We start from the raw sequence: 22,384 nt of genomic DNA on the forward strand, positions 1-22,384 counted from the left end.
TTTCTATCTGGCTTCCAGCTTGCCGATTACATTTTTCAGCATGGCCGGAACAATCAGTCTGTGAAAAGGGCGAACCGGTAAAAAATATAAGATTCCCAGCCAGTTATGAAATTTTACAGTCGTAGAAATGGTCAGTGCTTTTTCAGTCTTATCATCCTGGATTTTATCAAGCAGCAGGGAAACTCTGAAGTCGAGATGTTTATCATCCTCTCCCAGTATAATTTCATTTTCTGTTTTTTCAAATACTGTAAAAATTCCCATACGTTCCCCTACTTCACACTGAAAGTGATCAGCAGCCTGAGTCTTATCAGGATCTGCTCCTGTTTTTAATCCAAATAATCCAACCACTTTATTCCTGAAGGCAAACATTTTCTTTCCCCATTGCGGACCACTGATAAAAAAAGCTTTCCCAACTTCTGAGATGTCAATATCTGACTTGCTGTTCATTACCTCACCGGCAAAGCTGTCAACATAATCAAAATCCTTTTGGTCTTTAGCTAACACCGATTTTTGCGGAAAGTCAATCTTCTTAATCTTCATTTTCATGGGTTTAATGGGTTATTGGTCTACCAAATGTAGGCATCTTCCAACGAAGTAAAAAGAAAAAAGCATCTTTTTTTAAACAAATGTTTATTTAATTTCTAACCTACAAATCTATCGCCATAAGCTGAGTTTCTATGAGAACAGCGCTTCTTATTAACCCAAATCAAATTCAGATTCAGAGAGAATTCTTGATTTAATTCTCGATCACTTCAAACTGTTTTAAATATTTCATTAAATTCGATACTGAAAAAATCGTTTTATGATACAACTTCCTTTATCAAAACTTTCCAATGTGGGAACTACCATTTTCAGCCAGATGACACAGCTGGCCAATGAGAATGAAGCTATCAACCTCTCTCAGGGATTTCCTGATTTCATGCCTGATATGGAACTCTTAAACCATGTAGACCATTTCATAAAAAAAGGGTTCAACCAGTATGCTCCCTTGGGAGGAATGATTGGATTAAAGGAAGAAATTGCCCGGAAAATTGAAAACAGCCATCAGGCAACCTATCATCCGGACACAGAAATAACCATTACCGCAGGAGGTACTCAGGCCATTTTCACAGCTATTGCCGCTTTTATAAAAAAAGAAGATGAAGTTATTATTTTTGAACCTGCCTATGACTGTTATGAGCCTACGGTAGAACTTTTCGGAGGTGTCGTAAAGCGTTTTGAGATGAAAGCTCCGGACTATGAGATCAACTGGAATGATGTAAAAAAGCTGATCAGCGGGAAAACGAAAATGATCATTCTTAACAACCCTAATAACCCTTCCGGAAAGATCCTGAAAGAAAATGATATTCAGGAACTTATCAACATTGTAAAAGATACTTCCATTCTTATTTTAAGCGATGAAGTCTATGAAAATATTGTTTTCGACGGGAAACAGCACTTAAGCATCTGCCAGCATCCCGAACTTAAGGAAAGAAGCCTGCTGGTAGCCTCATTTGGAAAACTTTTCCATGTTACAGGCTGGAAGGTAGGCTATTGTGCAGCACCCAAAAACTTATCCGATGAGTTCCGAAAAGTTCATCAGTTTAATGTTTTCTGTGTCAACACTCCTATTCAGCTTGCCCTGGCAGAATATATGAAAAATGATGAACATTATACTCACCTTAATCAGTTCTTTCAGGAAAAAAGAGATTTTCTGAGAAAAGGTCTTTCCGGGACTTCTTTTGAATTACTGGATTGTGAAGGAACTTACTTCCAGGCCGTCAAATACAATAAGATTTCTGATAAAAATGATTTTGACTTCGCAACCCTGCTAACGGTGGAACACAAAGTGGCTAGTGTTCCTTTTTCTTCCTTTTACAAAAACAAAATCAATGAAAATGTCATCAGATTATGTTTTGCCAAAAAACAGGAAACACTGGAAAAAGCTATTGAAAACCTTTCAAAAGTCTAGCTGCTTATCCTTTATATTTACCTTATTTTGAACCGCCTGAACACAGTCGGTTCTTTTGTTTTCTCTTATTTTCATTAAGCAGAAAATAACATATAAAAGTAGACAACCTCTCGATTTTATCCACACAATGTGATATATTTCAATTATTTTACATATCTTAGTGAAAATCAAACAAATAAATATACTATGGAAACGAAAATCTTATCGAAAGGAAAAAAACTGAACAAAAAAGAGCTGAAAACGATTGCCGGAGGTATGCTGAACTGTATGCCTGCTCAGGAAATCTGTCCTCCGCATCTTGAACCGTGTGAATCTCATGTTGATGAGAATGGCTGTTCACTGATTTCTCCTTTTTGCGGCCAAAAAATATGCAGACCCCAATAATATTCAGCATACTCATTTAAAATTAAAACCATGAAAAAACAAACAGTAAACAAAGGAAAGAAGTTAAATAAGAAAGAATTGAAAATGATCACCGGAGGGCTTGTAAGATGTATCATTTCCGGTACACGCTGCCAGTACTACGGACCGGGTTGCAAAGAACCCCAGTGCCAGCCACCTACCCCCGTTGATCCAATCGAAATAGTGGATCCTGTATTTCCAATAAACTAGATTCAAACGTTATTACAAATAATAAAGAACCAGCCCTCTCAGGGTTGGTTCTTTATTTATATCATTTCAGAGTGCTTATAAAAACATTCCTCCCGAAGCTTCAATTCTCTGCCCATTGATCCATCCTGCGTCTTCGGTACATAAAAATGCCACTACTCCACCTATATCGTCAGGAAGTCCAACTCTTCCTAAGGCTGTAGCCCCTGCAACTACGGCGTTTATATCTTTATCATCTCTTACTCTTCCTCCTCCAAAATCTGTTTCAATCGCGCCTGGAGCCACTACGTTAGCTTTAATTTTTCTACTTCCCAACTCTTTGGCCATGTACTTTGTCAGCATTTCTACCCCTGCTTTTATAGAACCGTAAACAGATGATCCCGGCGTAGCAAATCTTGCCAGCCCTGAAGAAATATTTACAATTCCTCCTCCATCATTGATAAACGGTAAAAATTTCTGAGTTAGGAAAAATACACCTTTGAAATGAATATCCACAATATCATCAAGCTGTTCTTCAGTAACTTCGGTAATAGGTGAATATAAAGCTGTCCCTGCATTATTGATCAGGTAATCAATAGTTGGACTTCCTGTATTTTGCTGTAAATAATCCGTAACTTCTTTCACGAATCCGTCAAAGCTCCTGATATCTTTTGTATCCAGCTGAAAAGCGGCTGCCTTTCTTCCCAACGCTTTAATTTCCTCTACTACAGCTTCTGCTTCTTCTTTATTGCTTCTATAGGTAATAATGACATCCAATCCTTTTTGAGCAATCTTAAGTGCAGAATTCTTACCCAATCCCCGGCTTCCTCCGGTTACCAGTGCAATATTTGTTTTTGTGTCCATTTTATTTTGATTATTTTGATATTACAAAGTTGGGGTATTTTCAGCGTCAACGGTTTGCTTGAATCAATCTGAAATTTGCAAAATTCAAATCATGAACGAAATTCTAATGGAGCAAATGTTGTTTTTCTTTTAAAAAAGTTTGAAAAGTGGGCAATTTCTTCAAAACCCAAAGCATAAGAAATCTCAGAAACATTCCATTTAGTTTGTTTTAAAAGGATTTTAGCCTCCTGGATAATGCGGTCTGCAATAAATTCGGTAGTTGTTTTCCCTGTATTTTCTTTCAGTTTTTTATTTAAGTAATTAACATGAACAGCCAATCGGTCTGCATAATCTTTGGCCGTCTTCAACTGCAGTCTCTGTTCTGTAGATTCAATAGGAAACTGTCTTTCCAGTAATTCTATAAATAAAGAAACCACCCTCATGGAAGCATCGTTTGAAGTTGAAATATTGGATGCCGGCTGCAGTTTCTGTCCATAATGAATCAGTTCCAGTACATAATTTCTGATCAGGTCATATTTATAGATATAATCTGAAGCGATCTCTTTTTTTATTTTTTTAAAAAGAATTTCAATTTCTTCAGCCATCTCATCATCAATTTCAAAGACAGGCACTCCTCCCGGCTGAAAGATAGGAAGATCTTCCAGACTGTTATAGGATTTATCTTTTATAAAGAAATCTTCGGTAAACACACAAAAGCTTCCTGACTGTTCAGGAGATTCGGGAACCCAGTGGTAAGGAAGTTTAGGGGTTGCAAATAATAAAGCATTCTGGTGTATTGAAATGACTTTATCGGCATATTCAGCCCTGTTTTTGCCTCTTATAAAGCTTATTTTATAATACTTCCTTCTATTGTAAGGCATTTCTGAGGTTGTTTTTATCCTTTCAATAGTTTGGGCAATATCAAAAACATTAAAATGTCCGATGTCTTTATGGAGACCTTTTGGGAAAACACTTTCAAGGTCCTGTCCCAGCTTGGCTGCCATTTCTTTATAAAAATCTTCCAGTGAAGTATGAGCTATCTTTTCCATAGCAGATGATTTGTAAAATTCAAATATACAAAGTTGGATGTATATAAAAGTAAAATAATTATTTCATTCTTTTCTATATAAAGTGATATACTATAATAATTTTTACTACTTTAGTCTTCAGTAACTTACTAAAAATCAAAACTATGAAAAACCAAATTTCACAAGCCGGGAAAAAATTAAACAAGAAAGAGCTAAAAATGATTACCGGTGGTATGCTTGATTGCATGCAGCCTGTATTATGTCCTGAGTGGCCATGTGAGACATATCCACCGGATGATCCCAGAAACTGTACAACGATTTCCGTAGGCTGTGCTCAAAAAATATGCAGACCACAACCTATAGAATAATATATAACAGTTTATTGTGTGAAGTTCATACAACTTCTGAGAATACATTCAACCTATCAACTAAAATTAAATGCTATGAAAAACAGAAACTTAGACAAAGGAAAAAAATTAAACAAAAAAGAGCTGAGAACCATTACTGGCGGTTTACTGCAATGTGTTGATCTTATGACAGGTTTATGCAGAATCGTTGGAGCAAGCTGTGCAGAGAGACAGTGCAGATTTGTTCCAGGTCCAACATTACCATAATACCAATCGTATTTGCAAAAATATACATATCAAGTAACCTATAAAAATCAAGACAATGAAAAATCAAAATTTAAACAACGGTAAAAAATTAAACAAAAGAGAATTAAGAGTTATTACCGGGGGAAAAGAAATGTGCCTGCTTGCCAATCTACAATGTAAGAGAATCTCTCTAAGCTGTGCAGAGCCGCAGTGTCAGCCGGGACCTATAGAACTTGAATAATATAATGATGACGAAACGCTTCCCTATCGGAAGCGTTTTTTAGTAAATAAGTAATCAAAACAATATATCCATGTTTATATTTCCGGTGTTGCAAAAAACGCTCCCAAATTCATGGAAGCGTTTTTTTATTACAAACTAACTTTAATATTTTTTCTCTTATACGTTGAATCTGAAGTGCATGATGTCACCATCCTGAACGATATATTCTTTACCTTCCACAGAAAGCTTTCCGGCTTCTTTAATCTTTACTTCAGAACCATAAGTCATATAATCCTCATACTTGATTACTTCGGCACGGATAAATCCTTTTTCAAAATCTGTATGGATCACTCCTGCTGCCTGAGGAGCTGTCCATCCCTGTCCGATAGTCCAGGCTCTTACTTCTTTTACTCCTGCTGTGAAATACGTTTGAAGTTTTAATAAGTCATAAGCCTTTCTGATCAAACGGTTTACGCCCGGTTCTGTAAGACCTAATTCTTCAAGGAAGATCTCTCTTTCTTCGAAAGTTTCCAATTCGTTAATATCAGCTTCAATCTGAGCCGCTAAAACAACAACTTCAGCACCTTCATTTTTAGCCATTTCTTCAATCTTACCAATCCAGTCGTTTCCGTTCTTAATGGAATTTTCATCAACATTACAAACGTAAAGTACAGGTTTGTTGGTCAAAAGCTGTACTTCTGAAATCACTGATTTTGCGAAATCATCCATAGCAAATTCTCTTGCATTTTTACCGTCTTCAAGGAATTTCTGAAGATTTTGAAGTGTTTCATACGTCAATAAATCTTCTTTCTTTCCGGACTTGATGAATTTTTTTGCTTTTTCAACTGCCTTTCCTACTGTTTCAAGGTCTTTCAGCTGTAATTCGATATCAATAATTTCTTTATCTCTTAGCGGATCTACAGAACCTTCAACATGAATAATGTTTCCGTTATCAAAACATCTTAAAACGTGGATGATTGCTTCACACTCACGGATATTGGCCAGGAACTGGTTTCCCAATCCTTCTCCTTTGCTGGCTCCTTTTACAAGACCCGCAATATCAACGATTTCAACTACAGCCGGTAAAACTCTCTCAGGTTTTACGATTTTCTCCAGTTCAAACAATCTCTGATCCGGTACAGAAACCGTTCCAAGGTTCGGCTCAATAGTACAGAAAGGATAGTTTGCTGATTGAGCTTTTGCATTGCTCAGACAGTTAAAAAGAGTTGATTTACCTACATTCGGCAGGCCTACGATTCCACATTTCATATTGTAAAATTCAAAGTTTAAGGTTCAATTGTAATTCAAGTTTTCTCCAACTTTTACTGTTGAATACCGGACCTTGAATTATGAGTGTGCAAAGATAGTGATTTTAAAGGGAGATTCATAATAAAAAAATCTGCCAGCATTCTGACAGATTTTCAGGTAATTTTATTTTAATAAACAGGGTTCAGGGATTATCTCCCGTGGCATTCTGCGCCAATGGCACATCATTCGGGGTTTCCTGTAACGTTTTATCTAAAGTAAATAAAGATTCGTCGGTTGCTCTGTCACCCCCTGCAATTTTCAATTTATCAATTAAGTTCTGAGCCAGTGTTTCTTCTTCAATCTGTTCCTGTACAAACCACTGCATAAAATTCCATGTCGCCCAGTCCTTTTCTTCCATGGAAAGGTCTACAATCCTGTAGATAGCCGTTGTATTATCCACTTCATGTTTAAAGACTCCGTCAAAGCACGCTGTGAGTGTTTCAGGATCCGCCGGAGGAGCAGGAATGGCATCTACTTTTGGCTTACCTCCTCTGTTTAGAATATATTCCATGAATTTTATTGAATGATTCCGTTCTTCCTGAGCATGTCTGTACAGAAAGTTGGCAATCCCCTGATATCCTTTGTCATCAGCCCAAATTCCATAAGATAAAAAAACGTGTGATGCATGAATTTCTTTATTCATTTGGTCACTAAGTGCTTTTTCCATGTTTGCGGAAAGTCTGTTCGTATTCATAATGCTATATTTTGGTGATTATGGGATTTATAATGCAAAAATGGTTCCGACAATATCTTAAGTTTTTATATATAAAATCAAAATATATTTATATTTAACTGATTTTCATTATTTTAAATTAATAATTTATAGTTATTCTAAAATAAAACCCGGTTTATTTCAGAACCGGGTTTAATATTGTGAGTGAGCACAAAAACGCTGAGATTTTATACATTTTTATTGTTACGGTAGAGTAAAATCAAAAATTTCCGAAAGATAGACCGGCATCAATTGATATAACGATCCTTTATATTTCTCAGCTTCTCACAGCTCTTTTGTATCAAAAAATTTACTTGATTTTTTTTGCAATATAATCACTTTCATTTCCAAGTCTGCCAATAGCTTTGATGGCTAGAGCATTTAATTTTTTTCCATCCTTAAACTTTGGGATATCTTTGGAAAGGGTATCCAGTGTTACAATTTCCGTTTCCCACAGTCCGTTATACTGTGTAAAAAGTACCCATTGAAAAACCTCACCGATATTTTTGGTGCTCCAGTTTACCCGTGCAGAACTTCCATTATCTGTAATGAACAGTGTAGGAGCCTGTAGTGGGGCAGCTTTTATCCATGGTGTTTTAGGGACTAAAGCTTTTTCACTGTAAGGTCCGTTTTTAAGGACCGGAAGCATATTTGGATTTTTTGTGAGCCCGGCAATACTCCAGTGGATTTCTCCGGCATCTTTTTTCAGGATGTTTCTGGAAATTTCAATCTGGTTTTTAATCTCCGCAGGGCGGTCAGAAACTTTGATCTCCACAGTATTTAATCCCGGCCATACATGGCGGTTCATGGTATTTTCTGCCTGCCACCAGCTTAACAGCGCTTCAAAGCCCTGGCCTTTTGAATCTATCGGCCAGTACAGCTGTGGTGAGAAATAATCTACCCATCCTTTATTCAACCATAATTTGGCGTCTGCATACAGTTCATCATATTGTGAAGACCCCACGATTCCTGCCGGATATCCCGGTTTCCAGATTCCAAACGGGCTGATTCCAAATCTTACATAGCTCTTTTCAGCGTGAATTTCTTTATAGATACGTTCTACAAATTTATTTACGTTATCTCTTCTCCAGTCTGCTCTTGACAATATTCCTCCGCTGCTTATATAAGCATTCCAGCTTGCATTATCGGGAAAGTCTGCCCCTCTATTGTAGGTAGCGTAAGGATAAAAATAGTCATCAAAGTGCACTGCATCAATATCATATCTTTTCACAATATCTTTTACAACATTGGAAACGTGGCCCTGTGTTTTAGGATTAGCCGGATCAAACCAATACATTCCATTCTTTAATCTTACTACAATATCGGAAAGTTTATTGGCCATGGACAAGCTGTTTACCGAGCCTCCGTTGGAATGATGGGCACGGTAAGGGTTTAACCAGACATGAAGTTCCAATCCCCTTTTATGAGCTTCTTCAATCCAAAACTGAAGCGGATCGTAGTTTGGATAAGGAGCTGCTCCTGTTTCACCGGTTAAAAAATACGACCAGGGTTCAATATTACTGGTATAAAGAGCATCTGCAGAAGGTCTGATCTGGAAGATCGCGGCATTAAAATTATTATCTTTCAGCATATCAAGCATACTGATGGCTTCTGCTTTCTGCTGATCTACGGTCAGGTTATTTCTTGAAGGCCAGTTGATATTTGCAACACTGGCAATCCATGCTCCCCGGAATTCTCTTTTAATTTCCGGAAGAGTGGTTCTGAACGTTTCTTCTGCTGGAACTCCTGTTTTGGGCTTGGTTACCACTACAGGTTCTTTTGGCTGGGTTGTATTAATGTTCGGTTTTGTTGTGCTGTTTTTAGTGGGAGGTGTCTTTACAACATTGTTTTGAACGGAACATGAGGTGCTGTAAGACGCAAAAATTCCTAGTAAAACGATAAGCTTTAATTTATTTATTCTCATATATTGATCTGAAGAAAGATTCTAAGATATTAAAAATGCAAAACTAATGATATAAAGATGATTATCCGAATTTGAAATATCTTTTTTAATGTTCCAAATAATTTCTGCATTGTTTTAGCTATCAAGCCTGTTTAACCCATTAAAAATTGAGCCCACAAAAGCTGAGTGAAACGTTATAAACAATTTAGTTTATTTTATAAAAAGTACACTAAAGCAAAAAATTTTGATTTTTTTAAACTTACGTGGGCTTTAATAAGCTTATTTTCACAACTTTATTAAACTTAAGTATTCAAGAAATTTGTAACTTTTGACTACGTTGAATCTTCGATTGTAGTTAAAATAAAAAGTGTGAACAAGTTCATCCACAAAAGAATTTAAATCACCGTCAGCAATACCTGTATCGCTTTATTCTTCCACTTTCGTAAGATCAGTCTTATAGGTTTCCGGAATGAATACTATATTAACTATTATGGCTAAAACCACAAGAAATAACGGGTAAACTAATCCTATAAATGGCGAAAGAAATGCGCTTACTACAAAGCTGGTCTTGATAAATTCTGTTACGAATGCTGTAGCACCTCCAATAAAACCGTTTCCCATATTCTGGGCAAACCCCATACTTGTATATCGTATTTTTGTAGGAAAAATTTCCAGCATAAAAGCTCCCAAAGGGCCATAAGTAGCTGCTGCAGCCACTGAAAGCAGAAAGCTCAATCCTACGATTTTCAATGTGGCTTCGGTGCTGACTGAGTGTACTTCATTAATACCCTGAGGATTTCCTATCTTCATAAAAAGATAAAAAGACAGCGGAATCAGAATAAGACTGGAAACCAGGCCTCCGATAAGCACTTTTTTACGTCCAATTTTATCACTCAATGCACCAAAGTACTGATAAAAATATACACTTAAAAACATGGCTATTCCGGTAATCAGTAAAACGGTAGTATTTTCCAGCTTCACCGTATTCTGCAAAAAGAAAAATACAACAAACTGATTGGTCTGCATCACTGAACTTTGTGCGGCATTGCCTCCGAAAATAGCTTTCAGCATTGTTTTCACATTCCCTTTCGTTGTAAACGCTTCTTTAACCGGTGATTTGCTTGTTTTCCCGGATTTTTTAAGCTCTTCAAAAACAGGGCTTTCATGAAGTCTTTTTCGTATAAAATAGCTTAAAATCACCAATACAGCACTTAAAAGAAATGGAATTCTCCAGCCGTAACGGTTAAAATCAGCTTCAGACATTGTACTTTCTGTTATAAAAATAACACCCAGGCAAACCAACAGCCCTATGGGAACTGTAGCCTGAATAAATCCGGTATAAAATCCCCGTTTTTCCATTGGGGCATGTTCCGCTACATAAATGACAGCGCCGGCATATTCGCCGCTGATAGCTAATCCCTGAAACAATCTACACAGCAGTAAGAGAACCGGAGCAGCCCAGCCAATGCTTGAAAAGTTAGGAATACATCCAATTAAGAATGTGGAAGCTCCCATTAAAACCAATGAAATAAGGAAGGAATATTTTCGCCCTATTTTATCTCCGATATTTCCAAAAATAAGGGATCCTATCGGGCGGAACATAAATGATGATCCTACGATGGCAAGGGTCTCCAGAAAGTGAGAACCTTCCGATGGGAATAAATTTACGGAGAGAACTTTTGCAAGAATTACAGCAAGCAGCATATCATACCACTCAATTAATGTTCCTACAGATGATGCAATAATAACAGTTTTTATATCGTTTTTATAGGCAGCTTTTGCAACGTCCATTTATTGTATTATTTTATAATTATACTATGTTTTTATTATCTATGGCAGCCTTTGGTAGTTTCATTGCTGCATGAGCAAACATACAATTATTTCCATACTAAAAATCAATTGCTTATTTATTTCATTAAAAACATTAAAATAAAAAAAAACATTAAAAAGCACCCTAGAATAGCTGAAAAACAAACACAACAATTAGGGATAAATAAAAACGTATTATCTTTAAATACACCACTACAGAAGCAAAAAGCCCCGATAAATCGGGGCTTTAACTTTATATAAGAATATTTGATTACGCTTTCGCTGATCTTTCCATTCTTTTTCTTTCTTCTTCAGAAAGGATTTTCTTTCTCATACGGATGAAGTTTGGAGTTACCTCGATTGCTTCATCACCCTGGATATATTCCATACATTCTTCAAGAGAGAATAAGATTTTTGGAGCAACTCCTGTATCTTTATCTTTTCCTGATGCTCTCATGTTGTTCAGCTGTTTTGCTTCAACAATGTTTACCACAAGATCTCCAGGTTTGTTTTGTTCTCCAATGATCATACCTGCATAGATTTCCTCACCCGGATCCACAAAGAACTTACCTCTGTCCTGTAATTTTGCAATTGAATATTCTGTAGCAGGACCTTGAGTTTTGCTGATCAATACTCCATTATTTCTTCCAGGAATAGCTCCTTTGAAAGGCTTATATTCTGTGAAACGGTGTGCCATAATAGCTTCACCAGCAGTAGCTGTCAACATCTGAGAACGCAATCCGATCAAACCTCTTGAAGGAATTTCGAATTCCATGTGCTGCATTTCCCCTTTAGTTTCCATGATGTGAAGATCTCCCTTTCTCTGAGTTGCCAGGTCGATAACTCTTGAAGCATATTCTTCAGGAACATCAACAACCAAAGATTCATAAGGCTCACATTTTTCACCATCAATTTCTCTAAGGATCACCTGTGGCTGACCAATTGTCATTTCGTAGCCTTCTCTTCTCATTGTTTCGATCAAAACTGACAAGTGAAGAATACCTCTACCGAATACAAGGAATGTATTGGCATCATCAGTCTGCTGAACTCTTAATGCTAAGTTTTTCTCTAATTCCTTCGTTAATCTTTCTTTCAGGTGATTAGAAGTAACATATTTACCATCTTTTCCGAAGAAAGGTGAATTGTTGATAGAGAACGTCATGTTCAAAGTAGGCTCATCGATAGCCGTTCTTTCCAATGGCTCAGGATTTTCAAGATCTACAAATGAATCACCAATCTGGAAAGCATCAAATCCTACTACAGCACAGATATCTCCTGCCTGTACTTCAGTTACTTTTTTCTTTCCTAATCCTTCGAAAACGTAAAGTTCTTTTACTTTTCCTTTTACAATTTTACCGTCTGCCTGAGCAAGCCCAATCCACTGAGATTCTTTAAGCTCACCTCTTGTTACTTTCCCGATCGCAATTCTTCCTAAGAAAGAAGAGAAATCAAGAGAAGTAATCTGCATCTGAAGAGTTCCTTCAGCTACTTTCGGTTCAGGAACATATTGTAAAATCCCGTCTAATAATGGTAAAATATCTTCAGTCTGCTCAAGTGAAGTGTTGAACCAACCTTGCTTAGAAGAACCATAGAATGTTGGGAAATCCAATTGTTCTTCAGTTGCTTCAAGGTTGAAGAATAAGTCGAATACCTGATCGTGAACCTCGTCCGGACGACAGTTTGGCTTATCTACTTTATTGATAACAACTAATGGTCTTAAACCTAGTTCCAATGCTTTCTGAAGTACGAATCTTGTTTGTGGCATCGGTCCTTCGAACGCATCTACCAACAAAATAACTCCATCAGCCATTTTTAATACTCTCTCTACTTCTCCACCGAAATCAGCGTGACCAGGAGTATCAATTACGTTAATTTTTGTGTCTTTATAAGTAACAGAAATATTCTTGGATAAGATCGTGATCCCTCTTTCTCTTTCAAGATCATTGTTATCCATAATTAATTCTCCACTCTCCTGATTTTCTCTGAAAATATTGGTAGCGTGAATGATTTTGTCAACCAAAGTCGTCTTCCCGTGGTCAACGTGTGCGATAATCGCAATATTTCTAATGTTTTGCATATAGGATTTTTACGGGTGCAAAAATAGTGATTTAAAATGAATTAATTAAAAAGTTTATGCAATATTTAACAATTTCATAATGAGAAATTTAGATAATTCCCATTTATAATCACGAAAAAAATATGTTGCGTCAAGTTCTGACGCTGGTCAATTTTACCTTTGTTTCCATAAAACAGCACCCAAATACTCATCTCTTTAAAAAAAACAAAAAAATGACAAATAATTTAAGCATACTGACCATTAATGAATTCATTGATTCTCAGGATCCTGATTTAGATAAAGAAATTGTAACACTGATTGATCAATACAGCGGGGAACTTGTTAATTTCAGAAAACAGACTAAACCGGTTCCTGCCAATGGCCGTTATCTGTACCGTACCAAAATCAATAATGATGAGTCTACCGTGTATTATAAAAGAATTGTTACCCATGATATTTCTATAAGAATTGCGGAAGTATACGGCGATGGCAATACAGATGACTCCCGTGAAATCCAGCAGCTCATCGATGAAATGGAAACAGGACAGGTTTTACGTTTAGACAATAGAAGATATATGCTCCGAAGTCCGCTACAGATCAATAAAGCTATTAAAATTAAAGGTTCTTCTGTGAAAAGTAATATCAGCTTCCCTCCATTTCTGATCACCAACAACAATGACGGCATTATTCTCAATACATCCGGAGTGGTTCTTGAGGGATTTGGAATTTATAATATCATATGGTACACCACATCTCCCAATACCATCACCGGAATTAAAGTGAATGGCACATTGGAAAATCATATCCATGACATTCTTTTAAGAGACCTAACGATCAGAGGATACCAAACCGCGTTAGAAGTCAATGATATGTCTTCCTCACAAATTCAAACCGTAAAAGCCGAAAACTGTAAGGTGGGAATCCATGTTAAAGGGCTATCTGCCCATAATGAAATCTCTAACAACACGTCAATTACGATTAACGGCCATTATGATATCCCGGGCAGCAAAGGCATTTGGTTTGAAGGCACTTCCCCGAAAAAAGGATTGAGAATTACCAATACGATCATCTGCAATGTCTACGAAGGAATCTATGCCGAAAATGCCTCACAGATTAATTTTAAAAACAATATCATTGATTTTTGCAGACATCGTGGAATTACCATAGCAGAAAACTGCAATAACTGGAATATCAACAGCAATTACATCGCTCTTTCCCAACCGGGATACGGAATATATCTGGATAATAATGCGCAGGGTTCAGCACTGACACGTGGAAACAAAATTGTGGATAATGACCTCTTACTCTATGATCATCCTGAAAACGACACCACTTCTATAGGCATTAATATTATGGGAAGAGGATCTCTTTATGATGAAGTAAGAGGAAATTCTTTCAAGAATTTTAAAGCATATGATATTAAAGCAGATACCGGATTAAAAACGACGATAACTCACAATAAATGCTTATCTGAAATGACTCCGAATATCATGGGCAACTTTATAACAAATGATAATCTGGGAACGGTCTGTTATCAAAAACTGAACGATCAACTTTTGCAATAAGAAATCCTATCAGTGTCTTACAAACCTGTAAAGCAATACAAGATCAACAAGAACCACCAAGATAAATTTCATCAGGAATGATTTTTTAGAGGTTTTATGGTTAAATATGATTATTCCGGAGGCCGCTCCTATTATTCCGCCTACAAGTGAGAGTCCTAAAAGGGTATTTTCTGAAATCCTCCGTTGGCTTTTCTTTGCCTTCAGTTTATCAAACCCAAAAACACAGAACGTGACTACATTTACAATCAGCAGGCAGATAATTATTTTCAATATTAATTTTTAGCAAATATAAAAAGATTGCTCCTGATAAATACCATTCTTTTCAACACAAAAAGGCCCGGGCTTTGAAAGTACCGGGTCTTTTATACCGTGCTTCAGTATGGTTACAAACCCTGTCCGGCATGTTGTCCTTCTTTAATCTCTTCTACCATTTTAGCATTAAAGGCTGGTAAATCTTTTGGTGTTCTGCTCGTTACCAATCCATGATCTACAACAACTTCACGGTCTTCCCAATGTGCTCCCGCGTTGATCAGATCTTTACTGATTGAATTCACAGACGTCATATTCCTTCCATTCACAACTTTTGCATTGATTAAGATCTGCGGCCCATGACAGATAGCTGCAACAGGCTTATTTTGTATAAAAAAATCTCTTACAAATGATAGTGCCTGTCCGTTTGTTCTTAGCTGATCAGGATTAATCACTCCGCCAGGCAAAACCAAAGCGTCATAGTCAGAAGCTGCAGCCTCATCCAATGTTTTATCTACCTCATATTCTTTTCCCCAGTCTTTTTCTGCCCATGCTTTAATGGTACCGGGCTTTGGACTTACAATATCGGCAGTCCATCCCTGTTGCTCTAAATATTCTTTCGGTGATTTAAGCTCACTTTCCTCAAAGCCATTGGTGGCAAGAATTGCAATTTTTTTCGACATGATTTTACGATTTTAAGGTTATCCTGATAAAGAGAAAAAATAATGCCGCCTGTATGTTATAGACTGCTAAAAAAAGTTAAAGATATGCATACAAAAAAGCTGCTTTTAGTAAGCAGCTCTGTATTCTATTATTGGTCAATTTATTATTTTTTAGCTTTTACATCAATGCCGATCTCGATGTCTTTGCTGATCATCCATTCTGCAGGATCTGCCTCTGAAGTACCGAATTTAAGTCCCCAATCTGCTCTGTTTACAGTAAATTTAGCCTGAATAGAAGCTGTATTATCTACTACATCTACTTTAGCCGGGAAAGTTACATTCATTGTTTTTCCTGATAAAGTAAGGTTTCCACTTACCGTTTTGTTAGCTCCTGCTACAGCATCTTTTGGGGCTTCTTTTAAATCTGCAACACTTGTAATTTTGAATTCTGAAGTTGGGTTTTTCGCAGCATCAAAGAAATCAGGGGTTTTCAAGTGAGTTTCCAGATCTGCCGGTTTTTTATCCTTCTCTGTTACTGAAGCCGGATCTACTTTAATAGAGTTCATGTCAATCACAAAGTTCCCTGCAGAAACCTGACCTCCATCAACGCTGATATCTCCTGATTTTACACTAAGTGTTCCCCAACGAGGTGCCATACCTCCTTTGTGATAAGCTTTCCAGTTTACTACAGAAGTTGCAGCATCTACTGTCAACACTTCTCCTTTGCTTTCTGCAACCGTCTGCTCCTGAGCTGTAGCCGCAGTATCTGCAGATTTTCCTTTATTACATGATGCCACAAGCAATCCTACTCCTACTAATGCAATTACGCTAATTTTTTTCATATTGAACTGTTTTAAAAAAGTTTGTATTTTAAGATTCCAAAAGTAAAAAAACTTTATTTCTGTTTCCTTAACATACATCAAGAAATGGAAATTTTTCATTTTTATTATGATCTATTAAAAATCTTACCCTTTTATAATCCCTAATTATAACATTTAGCTTTTTGATTTAGTTGGAATTACTATTATAAATCAATCATTTTTGTGCTTATCTGCATTGTCTGATAAATACCGGAATTTTCTCTCTAACCACTTATAATTATTTTTAGCATTTCGAGTTTATTTCTCAATTTTGCATTTTCTTTTTCTAAATGAGATAGGTACCTATAAATATTTTCATCATCAATGCCAGAATCATTTATCTCTTTATGATCATCTTCATAAATTTCTTCAACAGGAACATTTAAAAAATTAGCGATCTTTATCCATTCCTTCTGGATAATTTTTGTAATACCATTCTCTTTCCTGCTGTAGTTTGAGACTTCAGTAGGAAGGATATCAGCAATCTGTTGTTGGGTAATTCCTTTTTGTTTTCTTATGGCCTGTAACTTCTTTTTTTTCATTTTGAGTCTTATAAAATTTGAATTAATAAGTATAAAAATCATAGGTACAAAAGTAAACCATGTCATTATTTTCAATACTCTTTATCCTTATTTTAGTAACAGATATTCATTATAAATTCTTTTATTTTTCGTAAAACTAGAATTATCGGACTGATTTATACTATGGATTCCCGTAGTTATGAATTAAAAAAAATAGTATATTAGATCAATAACCAATCATGGTTAAATCTGACGATTTATGGCGGAATCATCTGGACAAAGGTTATTTCCCCACCATCTTCCCTTATCATATAAAAGAAAGTGCAGACAAAATCGTGTATCAGGATTTTGCTTATCGGTTTTATAAAAATAGATATTAACGAATCTCTTTCAAAATTTACTATCTTCGTGATTAGTCACAGCTAAATATTTGCTCGTTCGAGCATACTTTTCGTCGTGAATTGCTTTCAAAAATTATTATCTTAGTGATTAGTCACAACCCTGTGAAAGAACAGGCACCTGCTTAAGCCGTTGTGAATTGCTCTCAAAAATTATTATCTTCGTGATTAGTCACAGCCGTCGAAGCCGCAGCACTTGCGGTCTTCCTGTTGTGAATTGCTTTCAAAAATTATTATCTTAGTGATTAGTCACAGCTAATGACTTGGTAAGCCAATATATAACTATGTTGTGAATTGCTTTCAAAAATTATTATCTTCGTGATTAGTCACAGCAATTGCTTCAGCGATGTGGTATTACTATTAGTTGTGAATTGCTTTCAAAAATTATTATCTTCGTGATTAGTCACAGCACTTCAGATTGGAATGTTTTTGCTAATGGTGTTGTGAATTGCTTTCAAAAATTATTATCTTCGTGATTAGTCACAGCATTGCGGAGTTTTTAAGGATCATTCACTTAGTTGTGAATTGCTTTCAAAATTATTATCTTAGTGATTAGTCACAGCCGGTTGCTTTTTCCGGAACTGCGTACACTTGTTGTGAATTGCTTTCAAAATTATTATCTTAGTGATTAGTCACAGCGAGAGTTTAAAAGGACCTTTCCTTCAGTTGGTTGTGAATTGCTTTCAAAATTATTATCTTAGTGATTAGTCACAGCAAACCGCCTGTTGGCGCAGACGGTTCTTGAGTTGTGAATTGCTTTCAAAATTATTATCTTAGTGATTAGTCACAGCATATTTCTTATTAGCTGATTAACCGCTACGGTTGTGAATTGCTTTCAAAATTATTATCTTAGTGATTAGTCACAGCAAAGATACTATTTATCAAAATCTCTTCCAAGTTGTGAATTGCTTTCAAAATTATTATCTTAGTGATTAGTCACAGCATGATAAAACAACTATACTTACTACAGCTGGTTGTGAATTGCTTTCAAAATTATTATCTTAGTGATTAGTCACAGCATAATCACCCCTTATGAACATGCAGGAGCAGTTGTGAATTGCTTTCAAAATTATTATCTTAGTGATTAGTCACAGCAAGCTTTCTCATGATATTGTTTGTAATACTGTTGTGAATTGCTTTCAAAATTATTATCTTAGTGATTAGTCACAGCTAGTTTTGTTGGATTTCGGTCTTCTTCTGTGTTGTGAATTGCTTTCAAAATTATTATCTTAGTGATTAGTCACAGCTCGTAACGCAATTAAAGATTGACTTAATATGTTGTGAATTGCTTTCAAAATTATTATCTTAGTGATTAGTCACAGCTGAGCCTTTTCCTCATCGCTTATATCAATAGTTGTGAATTGCTTTCAAAATTATTATCTTAGTGATTAGTCACAGCAAGGGAGACTATTTTAAAAAGACTCAATCAGTTGTGAATTGCTTTCAAAATTATTATCTTAGTGATTAGTCACAGCTATTAGATTTTCTAATACATTTCGTTCACCGTTGTGAATTGCTTTCAAAATTATTATCTTAGTGATTAGTCACAGCGGGAAGGCACTTCACTTAATTTCATGTGTAGTTGTGAATTGCTTTCAAAATTATTATCTTAGTGATTAGTCACAGCGCTTTATTTCTTCTGTTTGTTTTTTCTACAGTTGTGAATTGCTTTCAAAATTATTATCTTAGTGATTAGTCACAGCATTAATTCAGACAGGTTTTCCTCAGTCCCTGTTGTGAATTGCTTTCAAAATTATTATCTTAGTGATTAGTCACAGCGATCGAAATTATTAACTGATAGTAAAGCGTGTTGTGAATTGCTTTCAAAATTATTATCTTAGTGATTAGTCACAGCAAGACCGATTTATTTACCGTCTGGTATTATGTTGTGAATTGCTTTCAAAATTATTATCTTAGTGATTAGTCACAGCAAATTTAAAAAATATAACAATGAACTTACTGTTGTGAATTGCTTTCAAAATTATTATCTTAGTGATTAGTCACAGCGTCATGCTAAGTAGCTTACATCTTTAACTTGTTGTGAATTGCTTTCAAAATTATTATCTTAGTGATTAGTCACAGCGCGCCGTCGTCTTTGACATCAGCGATACCGGTTGTGAATTGCTTTCAAAATTATTATCTTAGTGATTAGTCACAGCTGAAAAGATTTTAAAATTGTGTTTACTGCTGTTGTGAATTGCTTTCAAAATTATTATCTTAGTGATTAGTCACAGCAAAATAATATTTCAACAATTGCAAATAAATGTTGTGAATTGCTTTCAAAATTATTATCTTAGTGATTAGTCACAGCGGGCAAACTTACTTATACTACCGAAGCAGGGTTGTGAATTGCTTTCAAAATTATTATCTTAGTGATTAGTCACAGCATTCCAGAATCAACATTATTGCCTCAGCGTGTTGTGAATTGCTTTCAAAATTATTATCTTAGTGATTAGTCACAGCACCGGAGAAATAAAAGGGAGTGATTACCTTGTTGTGAATTGCTTTCAAAATTATTATCTTAGTGATTAGTCACAGCTTTGCGGTTTTCTAACGCTGGAAACGTTCAGTTGTGAATTGCTTTCAAAATTATTATCTTAGTGATTAGTCACAGCCGCTCCAGTCGTTCGGTGTTTTCGTTTACGGTTGTGAATTGCTTTCAAAATTATTATCTTAGTGATTAGTCACAGCCATATCCACAGTGATCTGTCGAACTGTTCCGTTGTGAATTGCTTTCAAAATTATTATCTTAGTGATTAGTCACAGCCTGCAGTAAAAACTAGAAAAGAAAGAATTTGTTGTGAATTGCTTTCAAAATTATTATCTTAGTGATTAGTCACAGCTCAATGCAAACCCTAACAAGCATGGACGCTGTTGTGAATTGCTTTCAAAATTATTATCTTAGTGATTAGTCACAGCTGGTGGGATAATAGTTTCTCCAGTAATACTGTTGTGAATTGCTTTCAAAATTATTATCTTAGTGATTAGTCACAGCTGGTGGGATAATAGTTTCTCCAGTAATACTGTTGTGAATTGCTTTCAAAATTATTATCTTAGTGATTAGTCACAGCAAGTTGTCTTTAATATTATTGCGTCTCATTGTTGTGAATTGCTTTCAAAATTATTATCTTAGTGATTAGTCACAGCGCGCTCCCGGATATGACTTTCGGAGATCTGGTTGTGAATTGCTTTCAAAATTATTATCTTAGTGATTAGTCACAGCTACATCTCTGAAGAGGTTTATCTTGAGATAGTTGTGAATTGCTTTCAAAATTATTATCTTAGTGATTAGTCACAGCCTCAAAATTTAACCCGTTGAAATTCAACGGGTTTATTAATTAATTAGAATTTAAAATTTAGAATAATTCAAGCTGTTGAAAGGTTGGTGGTGGCTCTTCTTTATTTCTGGCAAAGAATATTTCAATATCTCCGAACTGTTTATCCGTAATACACATAATGGCCACTTTTCCGGCTTTTGGAAGCATAAACTTCACTCTTTTAATATGAACTTCAGCATTTTCACGGCTTGGACAGTGTCTCACATACATTGAAAACTGAAATAAGGTAAAGCCATCATCAAGCAAAGATTTACGAAAGCGGTTGGCGTCTTTCATATTGGCTTTAGTCTCTGTCGGTAAATCGTATAATACTAAAACCCACATAATTCGGTATGCATTAAACCTTTCGGCATTCATATCAGTTCAGGATAAGAGATCAGACGTTTTTCTCCCGTATAGCATTTATACAGTGACATGGCTGTTGTTTTTACGGCAACCAGTAATGGCCTGGTTTTATCGTCTATTTTTACATCTTTGGTCGCAATCTGTAAAATGAAAGCTTTAAATTCTTTAGTTAATTCTTCAGTTTCCGAATTGATTTCAAGCCATTGCATTACTAATAAATCAACGAAAGGACGATAAGGTTCCATCAGGTCATCCGCAAGACAGTAAGGGTTATATTTATTCTTATGGAAAATTCCAAGAACGGGAAGTAATCCGGTCTCAACAATTGATCTTGCGACAATGCTTCTTAGGACTGAGTACCCAAAATTAAAAAACTGATTGGGTGAATCTCCAAAACGCTGTCTTAGAAAATCCAGACTGATGAGGTATTTCCAGTAATGTTGTGCCGCAATACCTTCCATATTGGTCATATCGCCACTTTTAACACTATTCTGATAATCAATCATCGGCTCGTAATAATTTTCTAAGCGTTTTAAAACCTCTTTTTGATTTTCAATTTTACATTCGACAGTCTGTTTCCAAAGTTGCTTTTTGAGCGGTTCGCTGGCTTCCAACTGATCCTTGATCCGGTCAGAATGTTCAGTGTGTCCGTAAAGCGGCAGCATAATTCCGTGTGGTAAATGATGACTGTCGCAACTGACCACAACCACATTATTTCCCATCATTTTCTGAATCAATTGATGCGAAATCGTAATCTGGAAATGATCCAACATCAGCAAGCCCAAATCTTCCAACGGAACTTTACCTTTCATTTCTTTTGTGGAAGGTTCCAAAATATACATCTGCTCATCTTTAAGTTTAAGATAAGCAGGATTGCCGATGTAGATGGAGCGAGTGATCATTAGTCTGAGTTTTCCTGATAAAATTCATAGTAAATACCTGCGACATCATCCGCAAAGCCATAGCCACAATTTGATGCCCACTTTACACATTGCATAGCTCTGTTTTGAAATTGCCTTAATAAATGGTGTTCTTCTAAAAACTCAAGAGCTGATTTATAATTATTAAAAGCCGAGTGGTAAAACTGTTCAGAAAAATCTCCAAATAAAGCACTAAGTTCACAGGCACTTTCGGGCAAGTAAAGCATAACATCTGCAAGTGATTCCGGAGAAGGCTGCAGATTTTTGAAATCAGAAATCGCACGTTTTGCCACTGAAAACTTTTCTGTACTCCGCATGGGATTTTCTACATTAAACTCTTTCCGAATTAGTTTTTTATATTTATCTGCCAATTCTTTCTCATTCGTAGGATTTAGGTAGAACTGATAAAATTCTTTTACGGCTTTATTCTTTTCATACAAATCTAAAAGCTGTTCAATAATCTGATCTTTTGTGAGCTTTTGAAGCTCTTTTTTTAATGCTGCTTTTGACATATT

Annotated in this window: 22 protein-coding genes and 1 CRISPR repeat array; of the genes, 7 read left to right on the plus strand and 15 right to left on the minus strand. The window is 35.9% G+C overall.

Translation table 11 applies throughout. The features are described from left to right. Positions 1-3: 3 nt before the first annotated feature. Entirely contained in the window at positions 4-540 is a 537-nt protein-coding gene (locus MP477_RS02860; RefSeq protein ID WP_257189069.1) for a DUF2867 domain-containing protein, read from the minus strand. A 262-nt stretch (positions 541-802) separates the two neighbouring features. Between MP477_RS02860 and MP477_RS02865 the strand changes: the two genes are divergently transcribed. The 3 genes from MP477_RS02865 to MP477_RS02875 all read left to right on the plus strand — a co-directional run bounded on the left by MP477_RS02865 (position 803) and on the right by MP477_RS02875 (position 2,563). Next, entirely contained in the window at positions 803-1,951 is a 1,149-nt protein-coding gene (locus MP477_RS02865; protein WP_257189070.1) for a methionine aminotransferase, read from the plus strand. A gap of 186 nt (positions 1,952-2,137) precedes the next feature. Continuing rightward, positions 2,138-2,335 (plus strand): bacteriocin, encoded by a 198-nt coding sequence (locus tag MP477_RS02870; protein WP_257189071.1) that lies wholly within the window; start codon positions 2,138-2,140, stop codon positions 2,333-2,335. A 30-nt stretch (positions 2,336-2,365) separates the two neighbouring features. Next, the gene (locus MP477_RS02875; protein ID WP_230034978.1) at positions 2,366-2,563 is read left to right on the plus strand and encodes a hypothetical protein; all 198 of its coding nucleotides are present in this window, start codon (positions 2,366-2,368) and stop codon (positions 2,561-2,563) included. A 75-nt stretch (positions 2,564-2,638) separates the two neighbouring features. Here the strand turns inward: MP477_RS02875 and MP477_RS02880 are convergent, their stop codons facing one another. Both MP477_RS02880 and MP477_RS02885 read right to left on the minus strand, forming a co-directional pair. Further along, the gene (locus MP477_RS02880) at positions 2,639-3,403 is read right to left on the minus strand and encodes an SDR family NAD(P)-dependent oxidoreductase (RefSeq protein WP_257189072.1); all 765 of its coding nucleotides are present in this window, start codon (positions 3,401-3,403) and stop codon (positions 2,639-2,641) included. A gap of 89 nt (positions 3,404-3,492) precedes the next feature. Continuing rightward, on the minus strand, positions 3,493-4,431 hold the full coding sequence (locus MP477_RS02885; protein WP_257189073.1) for an AraC family transcriptional regulator: 939 nt from the start codon (positions 4,429-4,431) through the stop codon (positions 3,493-3,495). 143 nt (positions 4,432-4,574) lie between these two features. Here MP477_RS02885 and MP477_RS02890 point away from each other — a divergent pair, with 143 nt between their 5' ends. The 3 genes from MP477_RS02890 (at position 4,575) to MP477_RS02900 (ending at position 5,244) form a co-directional block, all read left to right on the plus strand. Beyond that, positions 4,575-4,778, plus strand: coding sequence for a hypothetical protein (locus MP477_RS02890; RefSeq protein ID WP_257189074.1), 204 nt, complete (start codon positions 4,575-4,577; stop codon positions 4,776-4,778). Between the two features lie 75 nt (positions 4,779-4,853). After that, the gene (locus MP477_RS02895) at positions 4,854-5,024 is read left to right on the plus strand and encodes a bacteriocin (protein ID WP_257189075.1); all 171 of its coding nucleotides are present in this window, start codon (positions 4,854-4,856) and stop codon (positions 5,022-5,024) included. 55 nt (positions 5,025-5,079) lie between these two features. Next, positions 5,080-5,244, plus strand: coding sequence for a hypothetical protein (locus MP477_RS02900; protein ID WP_257189076.1), 165 nt, complete (start codon positions 5,080-5,082; stop codon positions 5,242-5,244). Positions 5,245-5,400: 156 nt separating this feature from the next. On the opposite strand, the gene ychF is transcribed toward MP477_RS02900, so the two are convergent. The 5 genes from ychF to typA all read right to left on the minus strand — a co-directional run bounded on the left by ychF (position 5,401) and on the right by typA (position 13,032). Continuing rightward, entirely contained in the window at positions 5,401-6,492 is a 1,092-nt protein-coding gene (gene ychF, locus MP477_RS02905) for a redox-regulated ATPase YchF (protein WP_209802760.1), read from the minus strand. Between the two features lie 181 nt (positions 6,493-6,673). Beyond that, complete coding sequence (locus MP477_RS02910) at positions 6,674-7,225, minus strand: ferritin (RefSeq protein WP_230034969.1); 552 nt, start codon at positions 7,223-7,225, stop codon at positions 6,674-6,676. Between the two features lie 328 nt (positions 7,226-7,553). Then, positions 7,554-9,167: a glycoside hydrolase family 10 protein gene (locus tag MP477_RS02915; RefSeq protein ID WP_257189077.1), complete on the minus strand. Its 1,614-nt coding sequence runs from the start codon at positions 9,165-9,167 to the stop codon at positions 7,554-7,556. Positions 9,168-9,572: 405 nt separating this feature from the next. Next, on the minus strand, positions 9,573-10,937 hold the full coding sequence (locus MP477_RS02920) for an MFS transporter (protein WP_257189078.1): 1,365 nt from the start codon (positions 10,935-10,937) through the stop codon (positions 9,573-9,575). Positions 10,938-11,226: 289 nt separating this feature from the next. Further along, entirely contained in the window at positions 11,227-13,032 is a 1,806-nt protein-coding gene (gene typA / locus MP477_RS02925; RefSeq protein ID WP_230034963.1) for a translational GTPase TypA, read from the minus strand. Positions 13,033-13,244: 212 nt separating this feature from the next. On the opposite strand from typA, the gene MP477_RS02930 reads away from it, so the two are divergent. Beyond that, positions 13,245-14,576: a NosD domain-containing protein gene (locus MP477_RS02930; protein WP_257189079.1), complete on the plus strand. Its 1,332-nt coding sequence runs from the start codon at positions 13,245-13,247 to the stop codon at positions 14,574-14,576. A 9-nt stretch (positions 14,577-14,585) separates the two neighbouring features. Here the strand turns inward: MP477_RS02930 and MP477_RS02935 are convergent, their stop codons facing one another. From MP477_RS02935 to MP477_RS02965, 7 genes are all read right to left on the minus strand, one after another. After that, positions 14,586-14,846 (minus strand): DUF1294 domain-containing protein, encoded by a 261-nt coding sequence (locus tag MP477_RS02935; protein WP_257189080.1) that lies wholly within the window; start codon positions 14,844-14,846, stop codon positions 14,586-14,588. A gap of 113 nt (positions 14,847-14,959) precedes the next feature. Continuing rightward, positions 14,960-15,508, minus strand: coding sequence for a type 1 glutamine amidotransferase domain-containing protein (locus tag MP477_RS02940; protein WP_257189081.1), 549 nt, complete (start codon positions 15,506-15,508; stop codon positions 14,960-14,962). A gap of 143 nt (positions 15,509-15,651) precedes the next feature. Next, positions 15,652-16,329, minus strand: coding sequence for a YceI family protein (locus MP477_RS02945; protein WP_257189082.1), 678 nt, complete (start codon positions 16,327-16,329; stop codon positions 15,652-15,654). 242 nt (positions 16,330-16,571) lie between these two features. After that, positions 16,572-16,889 carry a helix-turn-helix domain-containing protein gene (locus MP477_RS02950; RefSeq protein WP_257189083.1) on the minus strand — a complete coding sequence of 106 codons (318 nt, stop codon included), beginning with the start codon at positions 16,887-16,889 and terminating at the stop codon, positions 16,572-16,574. A gap of 1,654 nt (positions 16,890-18,543) precedes the next feature. Continuing rightward, a CRISPR array of direct repeats spans positions 18,544-20,565; the repeat unit is 46 nt; unit sequence GTTGTGAATTGCTTTCAAAATTATTATCTTAGTGATTAGTCACAGC. 57 nt (positions 20,566-20,622) lie between these two features. Beyond that, entirely contained in the window at positions 20,623-20,961 is a 339-nt protein-coding gene (gene cas2 / locus MP477_RS02955; RefSeq protein ID WP_034678328.1) for a CRISPR-associated endonuclease Cas2, read from the minus strand. After that, positions 20,958-21,851: a type II CRISPR-associated endonuclease Cas1 gene (gene cas1 / locus MP477_RS02960; protein ID WP_257189084.1), complete on the minus strand. Its 894-nt coding sequence runs from the start codon at positions 21,849-21,851 to the stop codon at positions 20,958-20,960. The genes cas2 and cas1 overlap by 4 nt, the downstream gene beginning before the upstream one ends. Further along, a complete protein-coding gene (locus MP477_RS02965) occupies positions 21,851-22,381 on the minus strand; it encodes a DUF6155 family protein (protein ID WP_257189085.1) in 531 nt (176 codons plus the stop codon). The genes cas1 and MP477_RS02965 overlap by 1 nt, the downstream gene beginning before the upstream one ends. Between the last annotated feature and the right edge of the window lie 3 nt (positions 22,382-22,384).

It is taken from the genome of Chryseobacterium sp. WG23 (assembly GCF_024586575.1).
In the GTDB taxonomy this organism is placed as follows: Bacteria; Bacteroidota; Bacteroidia; order Flavobacteriales; family Weeksellaceae; genus Chryseobacterium.